At 74.7% G+C, this 17,427-nt stretch carries 17 protein-coding genes; 11 read left to right on the forward strand and 6 right to left on the reverse strand.

Annotated elements, in window-relative coordinates:
• Positions 1–9: 9 nt before the first annotated feature.
• Positions 10–753, reverse strand: coding sequence for a GNAT family N-acetyltransferase (locus tag R2E43_RS02270; protein WP_332055852.1), 744 nt, complete (start codon positions 751–753; stop codon positions 10–12).
• A gap of 109 nt (positions 754–862) precedes the next feature.
• Here R2E43_RS02270 and R2E43_RS02275 point away from each other — a divergent pair, with 109 nt between their 5' ends.
• The 4 genes from R2E43_RS02275 to R2E43_RS02290 all read left to right on the forward strand — a co-directional run bounded on the left by R2E43_RS02275 (position 863) and on the right by R2E43_RS02290 (position 5,176).
• Entirely contained in the window at positions 863–3,355 is a 2,493-nt protein-coding gene (locus R2E43_RS02275) for a nitrate reductase (protein WP_319705952.1), read from the forward strand.
• Entirely contained in the window at positions 3,352–3,843 is a 492-nt protein-coding gene (locus R2E43_RS02280) for a hypothetical protein (RefSeq protein WP_093457633.1), read from the forward strand. Before R2E43_RS02275 ends, R2E43_RS02280 begins: the two co-directional genes overlap by 4 nt.
• A gap of 155 nt (positions 3,844–3,998) precedes the next feature.
• Positions 3,999–4,532, forward strand: coding sequence for a DoxX family protein (locus R2E43_RS02285; protein WP_011031617.1), 534 nt, complete (start codon positions 3,999–4,001; stop codon positions 4,530–4,532).
• Between the two features lie 80 nt (positions 4,533–4,612).
• On the forward strand, positions 4,613–5,176 hold the full coding sequence (locus R2E43_RS02290) for a hemerythrin domain-containing protein (protein ID WP_003971771.1): 564 nt from the start codon (positions 4,613–4,615) through the stop codon (positions 5,174–5,176).
• Positions 5,177–5,299: 123 nt separating this feature from the next.
• Here R2E43_RS02290 and R2E43_RS02295 read toward each other — a convergent pair whose 3' ends face one another.
• Positions 5,300–6,340 carry an NAD-dependent epimerase/dehydratase family protein gene (locus R2E43_RS02295; RefSeq protein WP_016328051.1) on the reverse strand — a complete coding sequence of 347 codons (1,041 nt, stop codon included), beginning with the start codon at positions 6,338–6,340 and terminating at the stop codon, positions 5,300–5,302.
• Positions 6,341–6,710: 370 nt separating this feature from the next.
• Between R2E43_RS02295 and R2E43_RS02300 the strand changes: the two genes are divergently transcribed.
• The gene (locus R2E43_RS02300) at positions 6,711–8,024 is read left to right on the forward strand and encodes an MFS transporter (protein WP_332055853.1); all 1,314 of its coding nucleotides are present in this window, start codon (positions 6,711–6,713) and stop codon (positions 8,022–8,024) included.
• 47 nt (positions 8,025–8,071) lie between these two features.
• Here the strand turns inward: R2E43_RS02300 and R2E43_RS02305 are convergent, their stop codons facing one another.
• Complete coding sequence (locus R2E43_RS02305; protein ID WP_003971774.1) at positions 8,072–8,599, reverse strand: hypothetical protein; 528 nt, start codon at positions 8,597–8,599, stop codon at positions 8,072–8,074.
• A 242-nt stretch (positions 8,600–8,841) separates the two neighbouring features.
• Here R2E43_RS02305 and R2E43_RS02310 point away from each other — a divergent pair, with 242 nt between their 5' ends.
• Positions 8,842–10,212 carry an SLC13 family permease gene (locus tag R2E43_RS02310; protein WP_332055854.1) on the forward strand — a complete coding sequence of 457 codons (1,371 nt, stop codon included), beginning with the start codon at positions 8,842–8,844 and terminating at the stop codon, positions 10,210–10,212.
• A 33-nt stretch (positions 10,213–10,245) separates the two neighbouring features.
• Here R2E43_RS02310 and R2E43_RS02315 read toward each other — a convergent pair whose 3' ends face one another.
• On the reverse strand, positions 10,246–11,013 hold the full coding sequence (locus tag R2E43_RS02315) for a maleylpyruvate isomerase family mycothiol-dependent enzyme (protein ID WP_332055855.1): 768 nt from the start codon (positions 11,011–11,013) through the stop codon (positions 10,246–10,248).
• Positions 11,014–11,098: 85 nt separating this feature from the next.
• On the reverse strand, positions 11,099–11,422 hold the full coding sequence (locus tag R2E43_RS02320) for a hypothetical protein (RefSeq protein WP_003971778.1): 324 nt from the start codon (positions 11,420–11,422) through the stop codon (positions 11,099–11,101).
• 144 nt (positions 11,423–11,566) lie between these two features.
• Here R2E43_RS02320 and R2E43_RS02325 point away from each other — a divergent pair, with 144 nt between their 5' ends.
• The 3 genes from R2E43_RS02325 to R2E43_RS02335 all read left to right on the forward strand — a co-directional run bounded on the left by R2E43_RS02325 (position 11,567) and on the right by R2E43_RS02335 (position 14,143).
• On the forward strand, positions 11,567–12,232 hold the full coding sequence (locus R2E43_RS02325; RefSeq protein ID WP_003971779.1) for a TetR/AcrR family transcriptional regulator: 666 nt from the start codon (positions 11,567–11,569) through the stop codon (positions 12,230–12,232).
• Positions 12,233–12,242: 10 nt separating this feature from the next.
• On the forward strand, positions 12,243–13,034 hold the full coding sequence (locus tag R2E43_RS02330) for an SDR family NAD(P)-dependent oxidoreductase (RefSeq protein WP_003971780.1): 792 nt from the start codon (positions 12,243–12,245) through the stop codon (positions 13,032–13,034).
• Positions 13,035–13,102: 68 nt separating this feature from the next.
• Positions 13,103–14,143, forward strand: coding sequence for an NAD(P)-dependent alcohol dehydrogenase (locus tag R2E43_RS02335; protein ID WP_003971781.1), 1,041 nt, complete (start codon positions 13,103–13,105; stop codon positions 14,141–14,143).
• Between the two features lie 154 nt (positions 14,144–14,297).
• On the opposite strand, the gene R2E43_RS02340 is transcribed toward R2E43_RS02335, so the two are convergent.
• Positions 14,298–15,827 (reverse strand): helix-turn-helix domain-containing protein, encoded by a 1,530-nt coding sequence (locus tag R2E43_RS02340; protein WP_189285167.1) that lies wholly within the window; start codon positions 15,825–15,827, stop codon positions 14,298–14,300.
• 147 nt (positions 15,828–15,974) lie between these two features.
• Here R2E43_RS02340 and R2E43_RS02345 point away from each other — a divergent pair, with 147 nt between their 5' ends.
• Both R2E43_RS02345 and R2E43_RS02350 read left to right on the forward strand, forming a co-directional pair.
• Positions 15,975–16,595 carry an L-threonylcarbamoyladenylate synthase gene (locus R2E43_RS02345; protein ID WP_016328048.1) on the forward strand — a complete coding sequence of 207 codons (621 nt, stop codon included), beginning with the start codon at positions 15,975–15,977 and terminating at the stop codon, positions 16,593–16,595.
• Positions 16,596–16,644: 49 nt separating this feature from the next.
• On the forward strand, positions 16,645–17,400 hold the full coding sequence (locus R2E43_RS02350) for a dienelactone hydrolase family protein (RefSeq protein ID WP_003971784.1): 756 nt from the start codon (positions 16,645–16,647) through the stop codon (positions 17,398–17,400).
• The last annotated feature ends 27 nt before the right edge of the window (positions 17,401–17,427 follow it).

Below are 17,427 nucleotides of genomic sequence, written 5' to 3' on the forward strand. Positions count from 1 at the left end.
GTCCGGCCGTCAGGTCCGTTCCGTGCCCCGCGTGTTCTCTGTGTCGTGCGTGTCCTCCGTGCCCCGCGTGTTCTCTGTGTCGTGCGTGTCCTCCGCGCCCTGCGCGCCCTCCATGTCCTCCGTGTCCTGCGTCGTGCGTCCCAGGCAGGTGACCTCCGCGGGGTCGAGACCGGAAGCCGGGACCTCGTGGAAGCCGAGGCGGTCGTAGAAGGCCCTGGCCGGGGTGTTGGCCGTCGCCATGACCAGGTGGACGGCGGGGACGCCGCGTTCGCGCAGGGCCCGCCACAACGTCCGCATCAGGGTCCGGCCGTGGCCCCGCCCCTGCCAGTCGGGCAGCAGGTCGATGTGCAGATGGGCGGGGTAGGCCGCCAGTTCCGGGACGACCATGCGCTCCGGGTCGTGCAGCAGTCCGGCCATGACCTCGTCCGGGGTCCGGGTGCCGGGCGGCCCCTGCGGCGCCGGGTACCGGTCGGCGACCCTCGGCAGCCACGTCGCCCGGAACTCGGCGGCGAAGCGCGCGGTGTCCGCCGTGCCGAGGATGTAGCCGACCGCGCGGCCCCGCCCGTCGTCCAGCACGAAGGCCAGGCCGGGGTCCAGGTGGACGTAGGGCGCGGCGAAGATGGCAGGCAGGACGGCGGGGTCCGCGTACACGGGCCGGCTGTCCCGGCCGTTGTGCGCGGTCCGGATGCAGATGTCGTCGAGGGCCGGGGCGTCGGCGGGGCGGTAGGGGCGTACCGAGGCAGTCGCTGTCACCTCGGCATGCTGCCCGCCTGGGAGCGCTCCCACAAGTGGTTCGCTTCGATCGGTGGCGCCCGGGTACCCGGCGGCCGGCAGTGTGACGTACGTGGGCGGGAGGCCGGCGATGGAGGATGCGACGGACCGGATCGCGCGGCCGTGGGGCGCACGGGTGCCCTACGGGCGGCACGAGACCTGGCCGGCCCGGGTGGACACGTTCCTCGCCGAAGGGGTGGAGCCCGAGGCGGTGCAGCGGTGGGTGCAGTCCGCGTCGATCCTGCACTCGGACGGCGACGCCATGGACATCGCGGTGGCCGACGGCCGCATGGTGGGCGTACGGGGCCGGGACGTGGACCGGGTCAACCGGGGACGGCTCGGCCCGAAGGACCTGTTCGGCTGGCAGGCCAACGCCTCCCGTGACCGGCTGACCCGGCCGCTGGTGCGGCGGGACGGGCAGTTGGTGGAGACGGACTGGGACACCGCGATGGACCTGGTGGCCGCCCGCTCGCGCGAACTGCTGGACTCGCGCGGGCCGGGCTCGATCGGGTTCTACACGAGCGGTCAGCTGTTCCTGGAGGAGTACTACACCCTCGCGGTCCTGGCCCGGGCCGGCATCGGCACCAACCACCTCGACGGCAACACCCGGCTGTGCACGTCCACGGCCGCGGAGGCGTTGAAGGAAAGCTTCGGCTGTGACGGGCAGCCCGGCAGTTACGACGACTTCGACCACGCCGACGTGATCGCGCTGTTCGGCCACAACATCGCCGAGACCCAGCCCGTGCAGTGGATGCGGCTCCTCGACCGCCTGGAGGGCGCAGACCCACCGCGGCTGCTCTGTGTGGACCCGCGCCCCACCCGCGTCGCCGAACACGCCGCCGTACACCTCGCGCCCCGCAGCGGCACCAACGTCGCCCTGCTCAACGCGCTGCTGCACGAGACGATCCGGCACGAGCGGATCGACCGGGACTTCATCGACGCGCACACCGTCGGCTTCGGGGAACTGGCCGCCCGGGTCGCCGACTGCACGCCCAAGTGGGCGGCGGAGATCTGCGACGTGCCCGCCGCCCGGATCGAGGAGGCGGCCGAACTCGTCGGCACCGCCGAGGCGTTGGTCTCCACGGTCCTCCAGGGTGTCTACCAGTCCCACCAGGCGACCGCCGCCGCCGTGCAGGTCAACAACCTGCACCTGATCCGCGGGATGCTGGGCCGGCCCGGTGCCGGACTCCTTCAGATGAACGGCCAGCCCACCGCCCAGAACACCCGCGAGTGCGGGGCCAACGGCGACCTGCCGGGCTTCCGCAACTGGCAGAACGACGCCCACGTGGCCGACCTGGCCCGGGTGTGGAACGTCGAGCCGGAGACCATCCCGCACTTCGCGCCGCCGACCCACGCGATGCAGATCTTCCGGTACGCCGAGCAGGGCTCGCTGCGGATGCTGTGGATCAGCGGAACCAACCCCGCCGTCTCGATGCCCGAACTGCCGCGCATCCGCTCGATCCTGTCGCAGGAGCGGCTGTTCACGGTCGTACAGGACCTCTACCTGACGGAGACGGCACGGCTGGCCGACGTGGTGCTGCCCGCCGCGACCTGGGGCGAGAAGACCGGCGCGCTCACCAACGCGGACCGCACGGTGCACCTGTCCCGCAAGGCGGTGGAGCCGCCCGGTGAGGCCAGGCCCGATCTGGACATCTTCCTGGACTACGCGCGGCGCATGGACTTCCGGGACAAGGACGGCGGGCCGCTGATCCCCTGGGACGGCCCCGAGTCGGCGTTCGAGGCGTGGAAGCGGTGCAGCGCGGGCCGCCCGTGCGACTACACGGGCCTGTCCTACGCCAAGCTCCGCGACACGAGCGGCATCCAGTGGCCCTGCGACGACCGGGCCCCCGAGGGGACGGCACGGCTCTACACGGACGGCTTCGGCTGGGCCCACCCGGACGTGTGCGAGAGCTACGGCAAGGACCTGGAGACCGGGGCCTCGCAGGAGGTCGTGGAGTACCGCTCCCTCAACCCCGACGGCAGGGCGATGCTCAAGGCCGCCGCCTATCTGCCGCCGCACGAGGAGCCGGACGAGGAGTACCCGTTCCAGCTGACGACGGGGCGGACGCTCTACCACTTCCACACCCGCACGAAGACGGGGCGCGCGCCCCAGCTCAACGACGCCGCCCCCGACGTGTGGGTGGAGGTCTCCGCCGGGGACGCGGAGCGGCTCGGCCTGGGCGAGGGCGACCTGGTGGAGGTCACCAGCAGGCGCGGCTCCCTGCGCGGGCGGCTGCGGGTGACCGGCATCCGGACAGGGCTGCTGTTCGTGCCGTTCCACTACGGCTACTGGGACACCGCGGGCGGGTCGGGGCCGAGCCCGGACACCCCCGGGCGGGCCGCGAACGAGACCACGGTCACCGACTGGGACCCGGCCTCCAAGCAGCCGCTGTTCAAGACGGCCGCCGCCGCGCTCACCCTCGTGGAGCGCGGGGGCGGACGGCCCTCCCCGGCGCCGACCACCACCGCGTCCGCACCGGTCACCGCCGGTGCCGCACCGCCCACCTCGGGCGGACCGGCGGCGCGCACGACGGAGCGGGAACCCACCGAGTTCCCGCACGGCCACGAGGAAGGCGCCCGGTGAACGGCATCGACCTGACCCTGCGTACGCTGCACCGCGGCGAACGGCACCTGGCACACGACCTGGTGACCGTGGCCGAGCGGCACCGCACCGAGCACGAGGTCCACCATGTCGCCACCGACCTCGCCCGCTGGTCCCGCGAGCACATGCGGCGGCTCGCCGAGACCGCCGCGGAGCGCGGCGCGAAGCTGGGCGAGCCGCCGCGCCACTCCGCGGACGGCGTCTTCGCGACCCTGCGCGAGAAGGCGTCCGAGGCGGTCGCGCACCGGCCGGAGCCGGGCCTGCTCCTCCTGCGCGACCTGCGGGAACTGCATGTCCTCGCGGCGGAGAACTCGCTGCACTGGGAGATGCTTGCCCAGGCCGCCCAGGCGTCGCGGGACAGCGCACTGCTGACGCTCGCCTCCTCCTGCCACCCGCGGACACTGCGCCAGATGCGCTGGACCAACACCATGATCAAGAACCTGGCCCCGCAGATCCTCACCAGCCTCTGAGCTGCGCCTTGCCCGCCCGGTGCGGTGCCCGGCACCGCCGGTGCGCCGCCGGACGCCGAATGGCGGCGGCGGGCCGTGGCACCTGATGATCCCAGTGGGGCGCCACCCCGCTGGTGTTCCCGTCGGTACCCCCTCCAAGAGAGCGAGACAGCGTCATGAGTCTTCTGCGTCTGGCCGGCCGGCCGATGCTCGCCTCGATGTTCGTCGCGGGCGGCCTGCAGTCGCTGCGCAGGCCCCAGGACGTGGCACCGGCGGCCGAGCCGGTCGTGCGGCCGGTGGCCGACCGCGTGCCGGTGCTGCCCGACAGCACCGAGCAACTCGTACGGCTCAACGGCGCCGTGCACGTGGTCGGCGGGATCATGCTGGGCCTCGGCCGCTGTCCGCGGCTCGCCGCGCTGGCCCTCGCCGTGACGCTGGTCCCCACCACGCTGGCGGCGCACCGGTACTGGGAGGCGGAGGACCCGTCCGACCGCGCCCAGCAGCGCATCCACTTCCTCAAGAACCTGTCCATGATGGGCGGGCTGCTGATCGCGGCCGACGACACGGGCAGCGCCCCCTCGTTGCTGTGGCGCGGCCGGCACGCCGCCCATGACCTCCGGCACGACGCCCACCTGGTGCACCGCTCGGTCCGGGCCGCGGCCGGCCCCGCGGCACGGGCGGGCGGTGTCCGGGCCAGGCTCGGGGCCTGACCGGGCGTTAACCGGCCTCCTGCGGGGGGACCCGAGGCCCGTGGCGGTGAGTCCTGCCACGACCCTCTTGGAGGTGGAACATGGGACACGGAGGAAACGTCATCGACGAGCTGACGACCGATCACCGTGAGGTCGAGGAGCTCTTCGGCAAAATCGAGGCGCTGCCGCCCGGTCACAAGGACCGCAAGCTGTACGCCGATCAGGCCACGATCGAGCTGGTCCGGCACTCGGTGGCGGAGGAGGCGTATCTGTACCCGGCCGTCCGGGAGCACGTGCCGGGCGGCGGCGCCCTCGCGGACAAGGAGCTCGAGGACCACGCCGGGGCCGAGCAGATCATGAAGGACCTGGAGGGCTGCGCGGCGGACGACGCCGAGTTCGACCGGTTGATCGGCAAGCTGATGAGCGAGATCCGTGAGCACGTCGCCGACGAGGAGGGCAACCTGTTCCCGAGGCTGCGCGAGGCGTGCCCCGCGGACGCCCTGGACGAGTTGGGCGAGAAGGTCCGCCGGGCGAAGAAGACGGCGCCGACCCGGCCGCATCCGGCGGCCCCGGACAAGCCTCCGATGGACAAGCTCCTCGCCCCCGGCGCGGGCATGGTCGACCGGGTGCGGGACGCGCTGTCGGGGCGGGGCAGGTCCGGCTGACCGAGCGGCCGCCGTCAGGCATGCGTGCGAAGGGTCCCGCCGCGGCGGGACCCTTCGCACGCATGCCTGACGGGGTCCTCGCAGGCGCCGGGTGACGGCCGCACGTGCCGGGTGACGGCAGGCTCACCCCTGCGCCCACCACTCCCCCATCCGTTCCCCCGCCGGCTCCCGGGTCGCCGTCGGCACCGGGTCGGGCCGGTCGCGGAAGGCGGCGACGGTGCGCTCCAGACCGTCCTGCCAGGTCACACTCGGCAGCCAGCCGAAGATCTCGCGGGCGAAGCCGGTGACCGGCCGGGGCCGCGGCCGCCCGTCCCCGGCGTCCTCGACGAAGGCCAGCGGCGAGTCGGAGCCGGTCAGCTCGATCACCAGGCGGGCGATCTCCGCGGCGGTGGGCTCCTCGTCGCCGCCGATGTCCACGGGCCGCACCGACCGTCCGGCCGCGACCAGGAGTACGCCGTCGACCATGTCGTCGACGTAGCACAGGGGGTACGTCCCGCTGCCGTCCCCGGGGACGGTGACCGGCCGGCCGGTCAGGGCCGCTTCGATCAGCGCGGCCGGTGTGCCCGCGCCGTCCGTCCGCATACCGGGTCCGTAGCCGTCGAACAGCCGGACGATCCCGGCGTTCGAGCCGTTGGCGCCCGCGTGTGCGGCGACCAGGGCCTCGGCGAACCGGACGGCCTCGGCGCAGGCACGGTGCGGGCCGACCGGGTCGGCGTCGTCCGGGGCGTCGCCGCGGGTGCCGGGGCCGGCCGGGGGCGAGGAGGCGAGGAGGAACCGGGCGCCGTCCCGGCCGGCGACGGACAGCGCGGTACGGGTGCCCAGGCTGCCCGCGTCGAGGGCTTCGACGGGCCGGTCCGGCCGGGCGGCCGGGGACGCGGGGCCCGCCAGGTGCAGGACCAGGTCGTAGGGGCCGGTGAGCGCGTCCGCGCAGCCGGGTGCGGAGATGTCCCGTTCCAGGAAGCGGAAGCCGGGGCGGCCCGCCAGGTGGGCCACCTTCTCGGCCCGCCCCGTGGAGAGGTTGTCCAGGCAGTCGACCTCGGCCCCCGCGTCGAGCAGCCGGGTGCACAGGTGCGAGCCGAGGAATCCGGCACCGCCGGTCACCAGGACGCGGCCCCAGGGCGTGCGGGACTCCCCCCGTGGGCTGAACGCCGCCATGGGCATCATGAGGACGACCTTTCTCCCTCGGAGCGCTGAACAGCGTGCGCCGAGTGCCCCGCCGGGGCGCTCACATGCTCCGGCGCCCGCCACCGGGACGAGGGTGCGTGACCGCGGTCACGGACCGCGGGTGGTGCGCCGCCCGCCGCGGACTGCTGTGATCAAGCACACTCGTGGACTCAAATGCGGCAGCGGCAGAGGCGGTTGGTCCGTCCGGGCCGCGGGCGGGGGCCCGCACCGGCGACGACTCGCCGGTCCCTTCTGCCACGATGGTCGGCGCCGTGTCCGGACCGGTGGAACAGCCGCGCAGCGCAGCCGGCCTGCTCGTTCCCGTCCGTTTCCCCTACGGGTCCCGCGACCCGCCTTCGAGTGGCGCACTGTGTCTTCTTCCCCCGTCTCCGCCCCGCCGTCCCCTGCCGCCCCGCCGTCCGAGCCGTCCCGGTCGCCGTGGCGGTCCCTGAGACATCGCAGCATGCGCTGGTGGTCGGTCGCGAACTTCGTCTCGAACGCCGGTACGTGGATGCAGCTCACCGTGCAGAACCTGCTGGTCCTGCAGATCACCGGCTCCGCCGCGGCGACCGGTCTGTCGATGTCCGTCCAGGCCGCGCCCGCGCTGCTGATCAGTGTGTTCGGCGGCGCGGCCGTCGACCGCTGGCCGCGCAAACTGACCGCCGCGGTCAGCCAGGCACTGCTCGGAGCGGTCGCGTTCGTGACCGCGCTCATGGTGGCGCTCGACCGGCTCGACATGGGCTCCCTGATGGTGCTGGCCGCCGTCACCGGCGTCATCGCCACGGTCGACGGCCCGGCGTGCTCCCTGCTGGGCAACGACCTCGTCCCGCGCGAGGACGTGCCCTCCGCGATCGGGGTGGGCGCCCTGGTGCACCAGGCGGGCCGGCTCACGGGGGCCGCGCTCGCCGGTGTGACGGTCGGCTTCCTCGGTACGGCCGCCGCGTACGCCGCCAACGGGCTGTCGTTCCTGTTCGTGGCCTCGGTCATCCCCTTCCTGCGCCCCGCCCGGGGTGCGATCAGGCACGCCGGGGCGGCGGAGGAACGCGGCGCGCAGGACACCATGAGCGTGCGCGAGGGGCTGGCCTTCTTCGCGCGCCGCCCCCGGCTGCTGACGCTGGCCGGTGTCACCGGGGTCAGCGCGGTCTTCGGGCGCAACTACCAGCTGACCCTGGCCGTACTGGTCACCGGGCCGCTCGCGGGCGGCGCCGGGTCCTTCGGCACCGTGTCCACGGTGCTGGCGGTCGGCGGCATCGTCGGCGCCGTCCTGGGTGCCCGGCTGCGGCGCCCCTCGGTGCGGGTGGTGGGCGCGCTGGCCGCGGCGGGCGGGCTGTTGCAGGTGGTGGCGGGGCTGTCGCCGTCGCTGGCCGTCCTGCTGGTGATGGTGCTCCCCATGGCCGTCGTGGAGTCCGTCTCCGACACCGCCGGTACGGCGGTGCTCCAGACCGACCCGCCCGCGCACATGCGGGGCCGGGTGCTGGGGGTGTGGGGCAGCATCGGCACGGTGTGGGGCCTGGGCGGGCCGCCCGCCCTGGGCCTCCTGATGGAGCTGGCCGGTGCCCGCGGCGCCCTGATCGCCGGTGGGTTGGTCATCGCCGGCACGATCGGCGCGGGCCACCTCCTGCGCGAACGCCGGGCGGCGGTGCCGAGGGTGTCCCCGGTGGCGAACCTGGAGACGGCTGCCTGAGGGCACGCCCGGCTCCGCGCGGACGTCCGCGCCCGTCGCGCCGCGGATCAGGCGACGAGGGCCCGGCCCGGGTCCAGCCGGGCCAGGAGCCCGGCGTGGTGCAGGACGGCGACGGGGGCGACGAGGTCCGGGTGGCGCAGCAGGGCCGCCGCCCGGCGGTCGGCGTCGCCGGGTGCGAGCAGGCGGCGGAACTCCGCCGGCGTCCCGGCCGAGGGGCCGCCCTCGGCCAGCGCGGCCACGGCCGGCCCGGCGAGCGCCGGGTCGCTCAGCAGGCAGGCCGCCCAGCTGGCGACGACCTCGTCCACCCAGGTCCGCCAGGCGTCCGCGTCCGGGTCGGTGGGCGTCGCGCCGTCGGCTCCCGTGATCCGGTCGAGCCGGGCGGAGCCTCCGGGGCCCGCCACGCCCAGCAGCGCCACGTCCATCGGGGTCGGATACCGCAGCCGGGCCGCGACCGTCACGGCCTGCCGGGCCTGCGCCTCGCACAGGGCGTCGGCCAGGGCGCCGCCGGACGCCGGGTAGGCGCGGGTGAGCCACTGTGCGGTCGCCGCGATGACGGGGGAGAGATCTGTGTGCACTGCCGGGCCGTCCGAACTGCTCGTCGTGGGGAACACGGGTCCGCGGAAACGGTAGCCCGCGGCGCACCGCGGGGGACATGGCCCGGCCCCCGCCCGGGGCGTGGCCTCGGCCACACCATGTCGTACGGATCCGTGCCCGCCCGGGGGATGCGATCCTGGAGCGCGTTCGCCGGTCAGCGAAGTCCCGCCCGGCTCACCGGTGTGGAGGAGCAGTCCTGAGTACCACCGTCCTCTCCGAGGCCGTGCCCGTCGTCCTGCTGCTGGGCGTCCTGGCCTTCGCCGTGCTGCGCCCCCGGGGGCTGCCGGAGGCGGTGGCCGCCGTGCCCGCCGCCGTGCTGGTCGTGGCGCTCGGCATGGTCTCCCCGCACCGGGCGTGGGAGCAGACCCGTACGCTGCTGCCGGTCGTCGTCTTCCTCGCACTCGTGCTGATGCTGGCGTACCTGTGCGCCAAGGAGGGCCTGTTCGAGGCCGTCGGCGCCGCCGTGGCCCGCAGGTGCGGCGGCAGTCCGCGGCGGCTGCTGACCGGGGTCTTCGCCGTGGCCTGTGCGGTCACGGCCGTGCTCAGTCTGGACGCGACCGCCGTACTGCTCACCCCCGTGGTCCTGGCCACCGCCTCCCGGGCCGGTGCGCGGGCCCGCCCGCACGTGTACGCGACCGCGCATCTGGCGAACTCCGCCTCGCTGCTCCTGCCGGTCTCCAACCTGACCAACCTGCTGGCGTTCACGGCGAGTGGGCTGTCCTTCACCCGGTTCGCCGCGCTGATGGCGCTGCCCTGGCTGGCCGCGATCGCCGTCGAGTACGCCGTGTTCCGCCGCTTCTTCCGCACGGACCTGGCCGAGCCGGTGTCCGCGGCCCCCGCCCGCGTCGGCTCCGTGTCCGTCGCCCCCGGTCCCTCCGATCCCACCACCGGTCCCACCGGTCCCGCCGGTCCCGCCGGACCCGCTCCCGCGAAGGCTCGGGGCGGCGCCCCCGGTGCCGAGCCGGGCGTGGCGTCCGCGCCGCCCGCGCCCGCCGTGCCCCGTTTCACCGTGGTCGTCGTGGCCCTGACCCTGGCCGGGTTCGCGGTGGCCTCGCCGGCCGGGGTGGACCCCGCCTGGGCCGCGCTGGGCGGCGTGCTGGTGCTCGGGGCACGGGCGCTGGCCCGCCGCCATGTCACGCCCCGGGAGATGGCGGGCGCCGCCGCGCCGCTGTTCTGCCTGTTCGTACTCGCCCTCGGCATCGTGGTGCAGGGGGTGCTGGCGGGCGCGTCGGCGACCGGGCTGGGGCGGCTGCTGCCGGACGGGGACTCGCTGCCGGCGCTGCTCGGGGTGGCGGCGGTCGCCGCGGTGCTGGCCAACGTCGTCAACAACCTGCCCGCCGTACTCGCCCTGCTCCCGCTGGCCGCGCCCGCCGGGCCGGCCCAGGTCCTCGCCGTGCTGATCGGGGTGAACCTGGGCCCCAATCTGACCTACGTCGGCTCGCTGGCGACCCTGCTGTGGCGGCGCATCCTGCACCGGCACGGCATCGAGGTGGAGCTGGGCCGGTTCACCGCGCTGGGGCTGCTCACCGTACCGGCCACGGTCGCCGCGTCGACGGTGGCCCTGTGGGGGGCGCTGCGCCTCGTCGGGGCCTGACGCCCGCGGCACCGCCGCCCCCGGGACATCCGCTCACTGGGTCGCCACGACGATGCAGCTCCGCAGCTCCGCCAGGGCCCCGAGGTCGCCCTCGACGGTCACACCGCGGTCCCCGTCGGCGCCCGCCCGGTTCCACAGCGACCGCAGCACACTCTCCGGCGGGCCGCTCAGCGTCGCGTCGGCCGTGCCGTCGCCCGCGCCGTCCGTGACGGTGAACTCGCCCGGTCCGGTCCGCACCCGCCAGGCGGCGTGGTCGCTGGCCCGCACCAGGAACGTGCGCCCCGGCGAGCCGTCCAGGATCTCGGTGAAGTAGTCGCCCCACTCCGCCACCGAGTACGCGGCGAAGACCTTCAGCAGTTCGTCGACGCCGTCCACGGCGAGGTCGTCGGGTACGGCGTCGACGGGCCGTCCGGTGGCGAGTTCGGCGTCGATGCGGTGGACGACGGTCTCCTGCGCCATCCGCCGGATCCAGAAGCCGACGCTCTGGTCGGGCCCGTACCAGGTGCCGGCCGGGTCCTCGGGGGCGCGGGCGGCGAACTCGGCGCGCAGCGCGGCGTAGCCCCGGTCGAGCAGCTTTGTCGGTGCCTCGTCGGCGAACTCCTCGGGCGGCCAGGGCTCGGGCTCGGCCCCGTCGCACATGGCGGCGGCCTTGTGCAGGTAGACCTCGCCGACGTGACGGGTCAGATCGGCGACGGTCCAGCCGGGGCAGGTGGGCACCGGGGCGTCGGGGTCGGTCTCGACGACGTCCCGGAGCCGGTCGTGGTCGGTCGCGAGGCAGTCGAGGAAGCGGGTGAACTCCATGCCGCCGAGCCAAACACACGCTCAGGCCCGGGGCACGCCGTTTTCGCCTTCCCCGCGTCCCCGCGCCGCCGCGCCCGGCCCGCGCTCACCACGCCGGGCTGGGGACCGCGGGGCGCCGGACCGCTTCGGCGGCGTCCCGCAGGTGCAGCGCCACGGAGATCAGGGCGCGCAGCGCGGAGGGCCGCAGGCTCTGGGCGCTCTCGGCGGCCAGCACCAGCAGGCAGCCCGCGGCCTGCTCGACGACCGGGACGGAGAAGGCGAAGTCGTCGCCGTCGGCCCCGCGGAAGGCGCGCCACGGTGTGGCGGCACCGTCGATGGCCTTGTGCACGGCCTGCTCGAGGTGCTGTGCGGCCTGCCGGCACACGGGGGCGGGCAGAACGATGGTGCGATGAAACGCTGAACTGGTCATAGTCCCACTGCTCCCCCGTGCCGGGGCTCTTCGATCGGCACACCGGGCGCTTTTCACCGGGTCGGCGGCAGCGGCACCCCGGGCGCTCATGTCCCAACGGGTCACATGTCCCACTGGGACATTTTCAGGTGTACGCTCGAAGACATGACGGCAACGAAGCCCTCCCCCGCCACCGAGGACCGGCGGCAGCGCAAGGCGCGGCAGACCCGCGACGCGCTGGCCACCGCCGCCTGCGACCTGATCCTGGAGCACGGGCCGGCGGCGACCACGGTGGAGGCGATCGCCGAGCGCGCGGACGTCACGCGCCGCACGTTCAGCCGGCACTTCGCCGGCAAGGAGGACGCGGCGCTCGACTTCGTCCGCCGGGACGGCGACCGGATCAACGCGCTGCTGCGCTCCCGCCCCGCCGGGGAGCCGCCCCTGCTGGCCTATCGCAGGGCCGTCCGGGAGTGGCTGGCCGACCGGGAGGACCCGGCCTGGCACGTGCGTCCCCGGATGCGCCGCCTGCTGGCCCTGGCCGACACCGAGCCCGAGCTGTTCGCCGCCTACCAGCGCATCCGGGTCGACGCCCAGGAGGAGTCGATCCGCATCGTCGCCGCCCGGCTCGGCAGCGACGACGTCCGGGACGTGCGCCCGGCCGCCGTCGTCGACGCCGCCGCCGGGGTCCTGATCGCCGCCCTGCGCCTGTGGGCGCGCGGCGGTGAGGGGGACTCGGCAGCCGCAGACCTCGCCGCCCTCGTGGAGCAGGCCTACGACGCCCTGACCTCGGAGGCCGCGGCCGCGACCCCCGAAAGCACCACCGAAGAGTGAGAACAGCACCATGAGCACCACCGGAACCACCCCCGCCACCACCGGGTACGCCGCCGAGTTCGCCGGCCGTACCGCCCTCGTCACCGGTGCCGCCTCCGGCATCGGCCTGGCCACCGCCCGCCGGCTCGGCGCCGGCGGCGCCCGGGTCGTCGTCGCCGACTTCAACGCCGAGGGCGCCGAGAAGGCCGCCGCCGAGCTGCGGGCCGGTGGCGTCGAGGCCGCCGCGGTCGAGCTGGACGTCACCCGTCCGGAGTCCGTCGAGGCGGCCGTCGGGTTCGCCGTCGACACGTTCGGCTCGCTGGACCTCGCCGTCAACAACGCCGGCATCGGCGGCCCCAGCGCCCCGACCGGCGAGTACGACGTGGCGGCCTACCAGCGCGTCGTGCGCACCAACCTCGACGGCGTCTTCTACTCGATGCGCTACGAACTGCCCGCCATCGAGGCGGCCGGCAAGGGCGGCTCGATCGTGAACGTCGCCTCCATCCTCGGCTCGGTCGGCTTCGCCGGCTCCCCCGCCTACGTCGCCGCCAAGCACGGCGTGGTCGGGCTGACGAAGGCGGCCGCCGCCGAGTACGCCGCCCGCGGCATCCGGATCAACGCGGTCGGTCCGGGCTTCATCGACACCCCCCTGCTCAAGACCATGGACGAGGCCGCCTACAAGGGGCTGGTCGCCCTGCACCCGGCCGGCCGCCTCGGGCGCTCGGAGGAGGTCGCGGAGCTGATCGCCTTCCTGCTGTCCGACCGCGCGTCCTTCGTCGCGGGCAGCTATCACCTGGTCGACGGCGCCTACACCGCCGTCTGACCGGCACTCACCCGTCCGAGGGGGAAGTCCGGGGGAAGTCCGGGGGAAGAGAACAAAGGAGTTCGATCATGAAGGCACTGCAGTACCGCACCATCGGCGCCCCGCCCGAGGTCGTCACCGTCCCGGACCCGGAGCCGGGCCCCGGCCAGGTGCTGTTGAAGGTGACCGCGGCCGGAGTCTGCCACTCCGACATCGCGGTGATGAGCTGGCCCGCCGAGGGCTTCCCGTACGAGCTGCCGCTCACCCTCGGCCACGAGGGCGTCGGCACCGTGGCCGCGCTCGGCGCCGGGGTGACGGGGCTCGCCGAGGGCGACGCGGTCGCCGTGTACGGGCCCTGGGGCTGCGGCACCTGCGCCAAGTGCGCGGAGGGCAAGGAGAACTACTGCCTGCGCGCCGACGAGCTGGGCATCCGGCCGCCGGGGCTCGGGCGTCCGGGGTCCATGGCCGAGTACCTGCTGATCGACGACCCCCGGCACCTGGTCCCGCTGGACGGGCTCGACCCGGTCGCGGCGGTGCCGCTCACCGACGCCGGACTGACGCCGTACCACGCGATCAAGCGGTCGCTGCCCAAGCTGGTCCCCGGCTCCACCGCGGTGGTCATCGGCACCGGTGGTCTCGGCCACGTCGCCATCCAGCTGCTGCGCGCCCTGACGTCCGCCCGGGTGGTCGCCCTGGACGTCAGCGAGGAGAAGCTGCGCCTCGCCCGTGCGGTGGGCGCGCACGAGGCGGTGCTCTCGGACGCGAAGGCCGCGGACGCGGTGCGCGAGATCACCGGCGGTCTCGGTGCCGAGGCCGTGTTCGACTTCGTCGGCGTGGCGCCCACCGTGCAGACCGCCGGAGCCGTCGCGGCCGTCGAGGGCGATGTCACCCTGGTCGGCATCGGCGGCGGATCGCTGCCCGTCGGCTTCGGCATGCTGCCGTTCGAGGTGTCGGTCAACGCCCCCTACTGGGGCAGCCGCAGCGAGCTGATCGAGGTGCTGAACCTGGCCCGCTCCGGTGCCGTGTCGGTGCACACCGAGACGTACTCCCTGGACGACGCCCCGCTCGCCTACGAGCGGCTGCACGAGGGCAGGGTCAACGGCCGCGCGGTGATCCTGCCCCACGGCTGACCGGCCCGGACCCCGCGGCCGCGGCATGTTCCGCCGGACGGCCGAGGGGGCGCGACCGGTCCCCCGTTCCGGTCGTGCCCCCGTCCCGTCGAACCTACGTGGACGGGTCCGCCGTTGTGAATCGTGCCGGTGCCCGCTGCCGGGCCCGGAGCACTCACTCGTGCACAGGTGAGTCCGGATGGCCCGGTTTCGTCCCGTGCAGGAGCGGCTGGCCGAGGTCACCGGCCGCCAGGTGGGCCAGCACGACCTCGTACAGGTCGCTGCCCGCGGCGAGCAACTGGCGTTCGAGGACGGGTTCGGCGCTGCGGACGTGCTCGCGGACGGTCTGCGCGTGCATGCCGAGCTGCTGGGCGGCACGCTCGGCGTTGCCGCCCGCGGCGATCCAGGTGCGCAGGGTGCGCCGCAGGTCCCGGCCGTCCGGGTCGAGGCGGCCGAGCAGGTCGACGGCCCAGGTGCGCAGCGCGGGCCCGGCCAGCAGGTCGGTGAGCCGGGCGGCGCCTGCCCGTGCGCCGGCGCCCGGCGGAGGTTCGGCGAGGCCCACCTGGGCGTTCAGGGCCAGGTGGACGGCGGCCCGGACGGTCAGGTCGGCGAAGTCCGTGCGCAGCAGCGACTCGACCCGGTCCATGCGGGCGCGGACCGTGTTGCGGCTGACGCCGAGGACCTTCGCCGCGTTGACGGCGGTGAACTCCAGACCGAGCCGGGTGGTGGCGATCAGTTCGGCGCGGGTGTGGTGCGACAGCCTGTCCAGCGGGCTCAGCACGTCCGCCGTCCAGTCGTGCAGCGCCGCCGGGTCCATCAGCCGCTCGGGGCGGGTCCGCTCGGCGTACAGGGCCGCCTTCTCCGGGCGGAACCGGGCCACGGCCAGGGCGCTGACGGCCTGTCCGTAGGCGGCCGCGGTGCGGGCCAGGCCCTGCCGGGCGCTGCCGCCGACGAACACGCCGGGGCGGCGGCCGACGAGCGTGCGCAGTTCCTGCCCGGCCGTGTCGCGCGGGGCGAGCACGATGACGTGTCCGTCGACCGCCGGGCACCGCACGACCAGCGCCCGTTCCCCCGTCGCCGACAAGCACTCCTCGGCGAGGCGGTCCCGTTCGGCGGGGCTGCTCTCCACGACGTAGACGCAGGCCGTGTCGGTGTCGAGGAGGCCGGGCCAGAGTCCGGCGGCCACGCGGCGGGCGGAGACGGTGTCCTCCACCATCAGCAGTTGCAGAATGGCCAGGCGCAGGTCGGAGGTGGCCCGCCGCAGCCGGTGTCCGGCCGCGGTCGACTCGTGGCCGGCCAGCAGCAGCTCCAGCACCTGGGCGGCGTGCGTGACGATGTCGGAGACGCGCCGGTCGAAGGGCTCCTCGCGGGCGACCGCGAGGACGGTGGCCGGTGCCGGACGGGACCGTTCCACGCGCACCAGCCGCAGATGGCGGCCCCGGTCCTCCAGGGCGGCGGACGCGATCCGGCCGGAGGTGAGGTCGGCGACCAGGACGTCGTCCAGCGGGACCCGGGTGCCGGCCAGCAGCCGGCCGGTGTCGTCCTGCAGCGCGACGGCCGCCCGCGCGATGCCCGCGAGCCACGCCACGACCCGGTTCAGATCGCGGCCGGCCGGCCGCAGGTGGTCGAGCAGTTCCTGCGCCCATCCCGCGGGCTCACCGGCCCCGGACGTCCGCTGCCGTCCGCCGTCCTGTCGGCCCGCCACGTCGGCCTTCTCCTCGTCTCGCCCCGTCCCCGGCCCAGGTTCGGGACGTTACCTCATGGCTCCGCGCACGGGACCCCTCCGGCGTCGGCGGCGGGGCCGCGCCGGAGCCTGTCGGGCGGAGCGGGCGAGCGGGCATAAGCTCGGTGAATGGCGAAGTACTTCGACGTGCACCCCGACAACCCCCAGCCGCGCAGCATCGCCCAGGTCGCCGACAGCGTCCGCTCCGGCGCGCTGATCGCGTATCCGACGGACTCCTGCTACGCACTGGGCTGCCGACTGGGCAGCCGCGACGGGATCGACCGCATCCGGTCGATCCGGCAGCTGGACAACCGGCACCACTTCACCCTCGTCTGCCAGGACTTCGCGCAGCTCGGGCAGTTCGTGCAGATCGACAACGACGTGTTCCGGGCGATCAAGGCCTCGACGCCCGGCAGCTACACCTTCATCCTGCCCGCGACGAGGGAGGTGCCGCGCGCGCTCCAGCACCCGAAGAAGAAGACGGTGGGCGTGCGCATCCCCGACCACGTCGTCACCCAGGCCCTGCTCGCCGAGCTCGGTGAACCGCTGCTGTCCAGCACGCTGTTGCTGCCCGACGAGGAGGAGCCGATGACGCAGGGCTGGGAGATCAAGGACCGGCTCGACCACGTGCTGGACGCGGTCGTCGACTCCGGGGACTGCGGCACCGAGCCCACCACGGTCGTCGACTTCTCCGGCGGCGAGGCGGAGATCGTGCGGCACGGCGCGGGCGACACGACCCGGTTCGAGTAGCGAGACGTCCGCCGCCCGACCGCACGAACAGAGAGAGGCAGGCCACACCATGACCGCCACAGCGGGAACGGCCCTCGACATCCCCACCGGCGACGGCACCGCCGACGCCTATCTGACCCGTCCGGCCGACGGGGGACCGCATCCCGCGGTCCTGCTGTACATGGACGCCTTCGGGCTGCGTCCGAGCCTGCGGTCGATGGCCGACCGGCTGGCCGGTGCCGGGTACACCGTCCTGGTGCCGAACGTCTTCTACCGCAGTGGACGGACTCCCGTCGTGGAGCTGCCCGGGTTCATCGACCCGCGGGCGCGGCCGGAGATCTTCGAACGGCTCGGGCCGATCATGCGGTCGCTGACCCCGGACCTGGCGATGCGGGACGCCGACGCCTACCTGCGCCTGCTGGCCGGCCGTCCGGAGGCGGCCGACGGTCCGGTCGCGCTCGTCGGCTACTGCATGGGCGCCGCGCTCGCCCTGCGCACCGCGGGGACGTATCCGGACCGGGTCGCCGCGGTCGCCGGGTTCCACGGCGCCAACCTGGCGACGGACGGGCCGCACAGCCCGCACCTGGTGGCCGGGGACATCACCGCCGAGGCGTACTTCGCCCACGCGGACCAGGATCCGGGAATGGACGCCGAGCAGCAGGAGCGCCTGTCGGCGGCCCTGACGGCGGCCGGTGTCCGGCACCGCTGCGAGGTCTACGCCGGCGCCCACCACGGCTACACGCAGGCCGACACCTCGGCCTACGACCCGGAGGCGACCGAGCGGCACTGGACGGCCCTGCTCGACCTCCTGAAGCGGACGTTCTGACCCCGGACGCCCCGAAACGGCCCGTCC

This window comes from Streptomyces violaceoruber (genome assembly GCF_033406955.1).
Lineage (GTDB): Bacteria > Actinomycetota > Actinomycetes > Streptomycetales > Streptomycetaceae > Streptomyces > Streptomyces violaceoruber.

Coding starts and splice junctions, on each gene's coding strand:
- R2E43_RS02275 (WP_319705952.1), top strand. CDS start 863: ATGGAGGATGCGACGGACCGGATCGCGCGGCCGTGGGGCGCACGGGTG.
- R2E43_RS02285 (WP_011031617.1), top strand. CDS start 3,999: ATGAGTCTTCTGCGTCTGGCCGGCCGGCCGATGCTCGCCTCGATGTTC.
- R2E43_RS02290 (WP_003971771.1), top strand. CDS start 4,613: ATGGGACACGGAGGAAACGTCATCGACGAGCTGACGACCGATCACCGT.
- R2E43_RS02295 (WP_016328051.1), bottom strand. CDS start 6,340: ATGATGCCCATGGCGGCGTTCAGCCCACGGGGGGAGTCCCGCACGCCC.
- R2E43_RS02315 (WP_332055855.1), bottom strand. CDS start 11,013: ATGGAGTTCACCCGCTTCCTCGACTGCCTCGCGACCGACCACGACCGG.
- R2E43_RS02320 (WP_003971778.1), bottom strand. CDS start 11,422: ATGACCAGTTCAGCGTTTCATCGCACCATCGTTCTGCCCGCCCCCGTG.
- R2E43_RS02325 (WP_003971779.1), top strand. CDS start 11,567: ATGACGGCAACGAAGCCCTCCCCCGCCACCGAGGACCGGCGGCAGCGC.
- R2E43_RS02330 (WP_003971780.1), top strand. CDS start 12,243: ATGAGCACCACCGGAACCACCCCCGCCACCACCGGGTACGCCGCCGAG.
- R2E43_RS02335 (WP_003971781.1), top strand. CDS start 13,103: ATGAAGGCACTGCAGTACCGCACCATCGGCGCCCCGCCCGAGGTCGTC.
- R2E43_RS02345 (WP_016328048.1), top strand. CDS start 15,975: ATGGCGAAGTACTTCGACGTGCACCCCGACAACCCCCAGCCGCGCAGC.
- R2E43_RS02350 (WP_003971784.1), top strand. CDS start 16,645: ATGACCGCCACAGCGGGAACGGCCCTCGACATCCCCACCGGCGACGGC.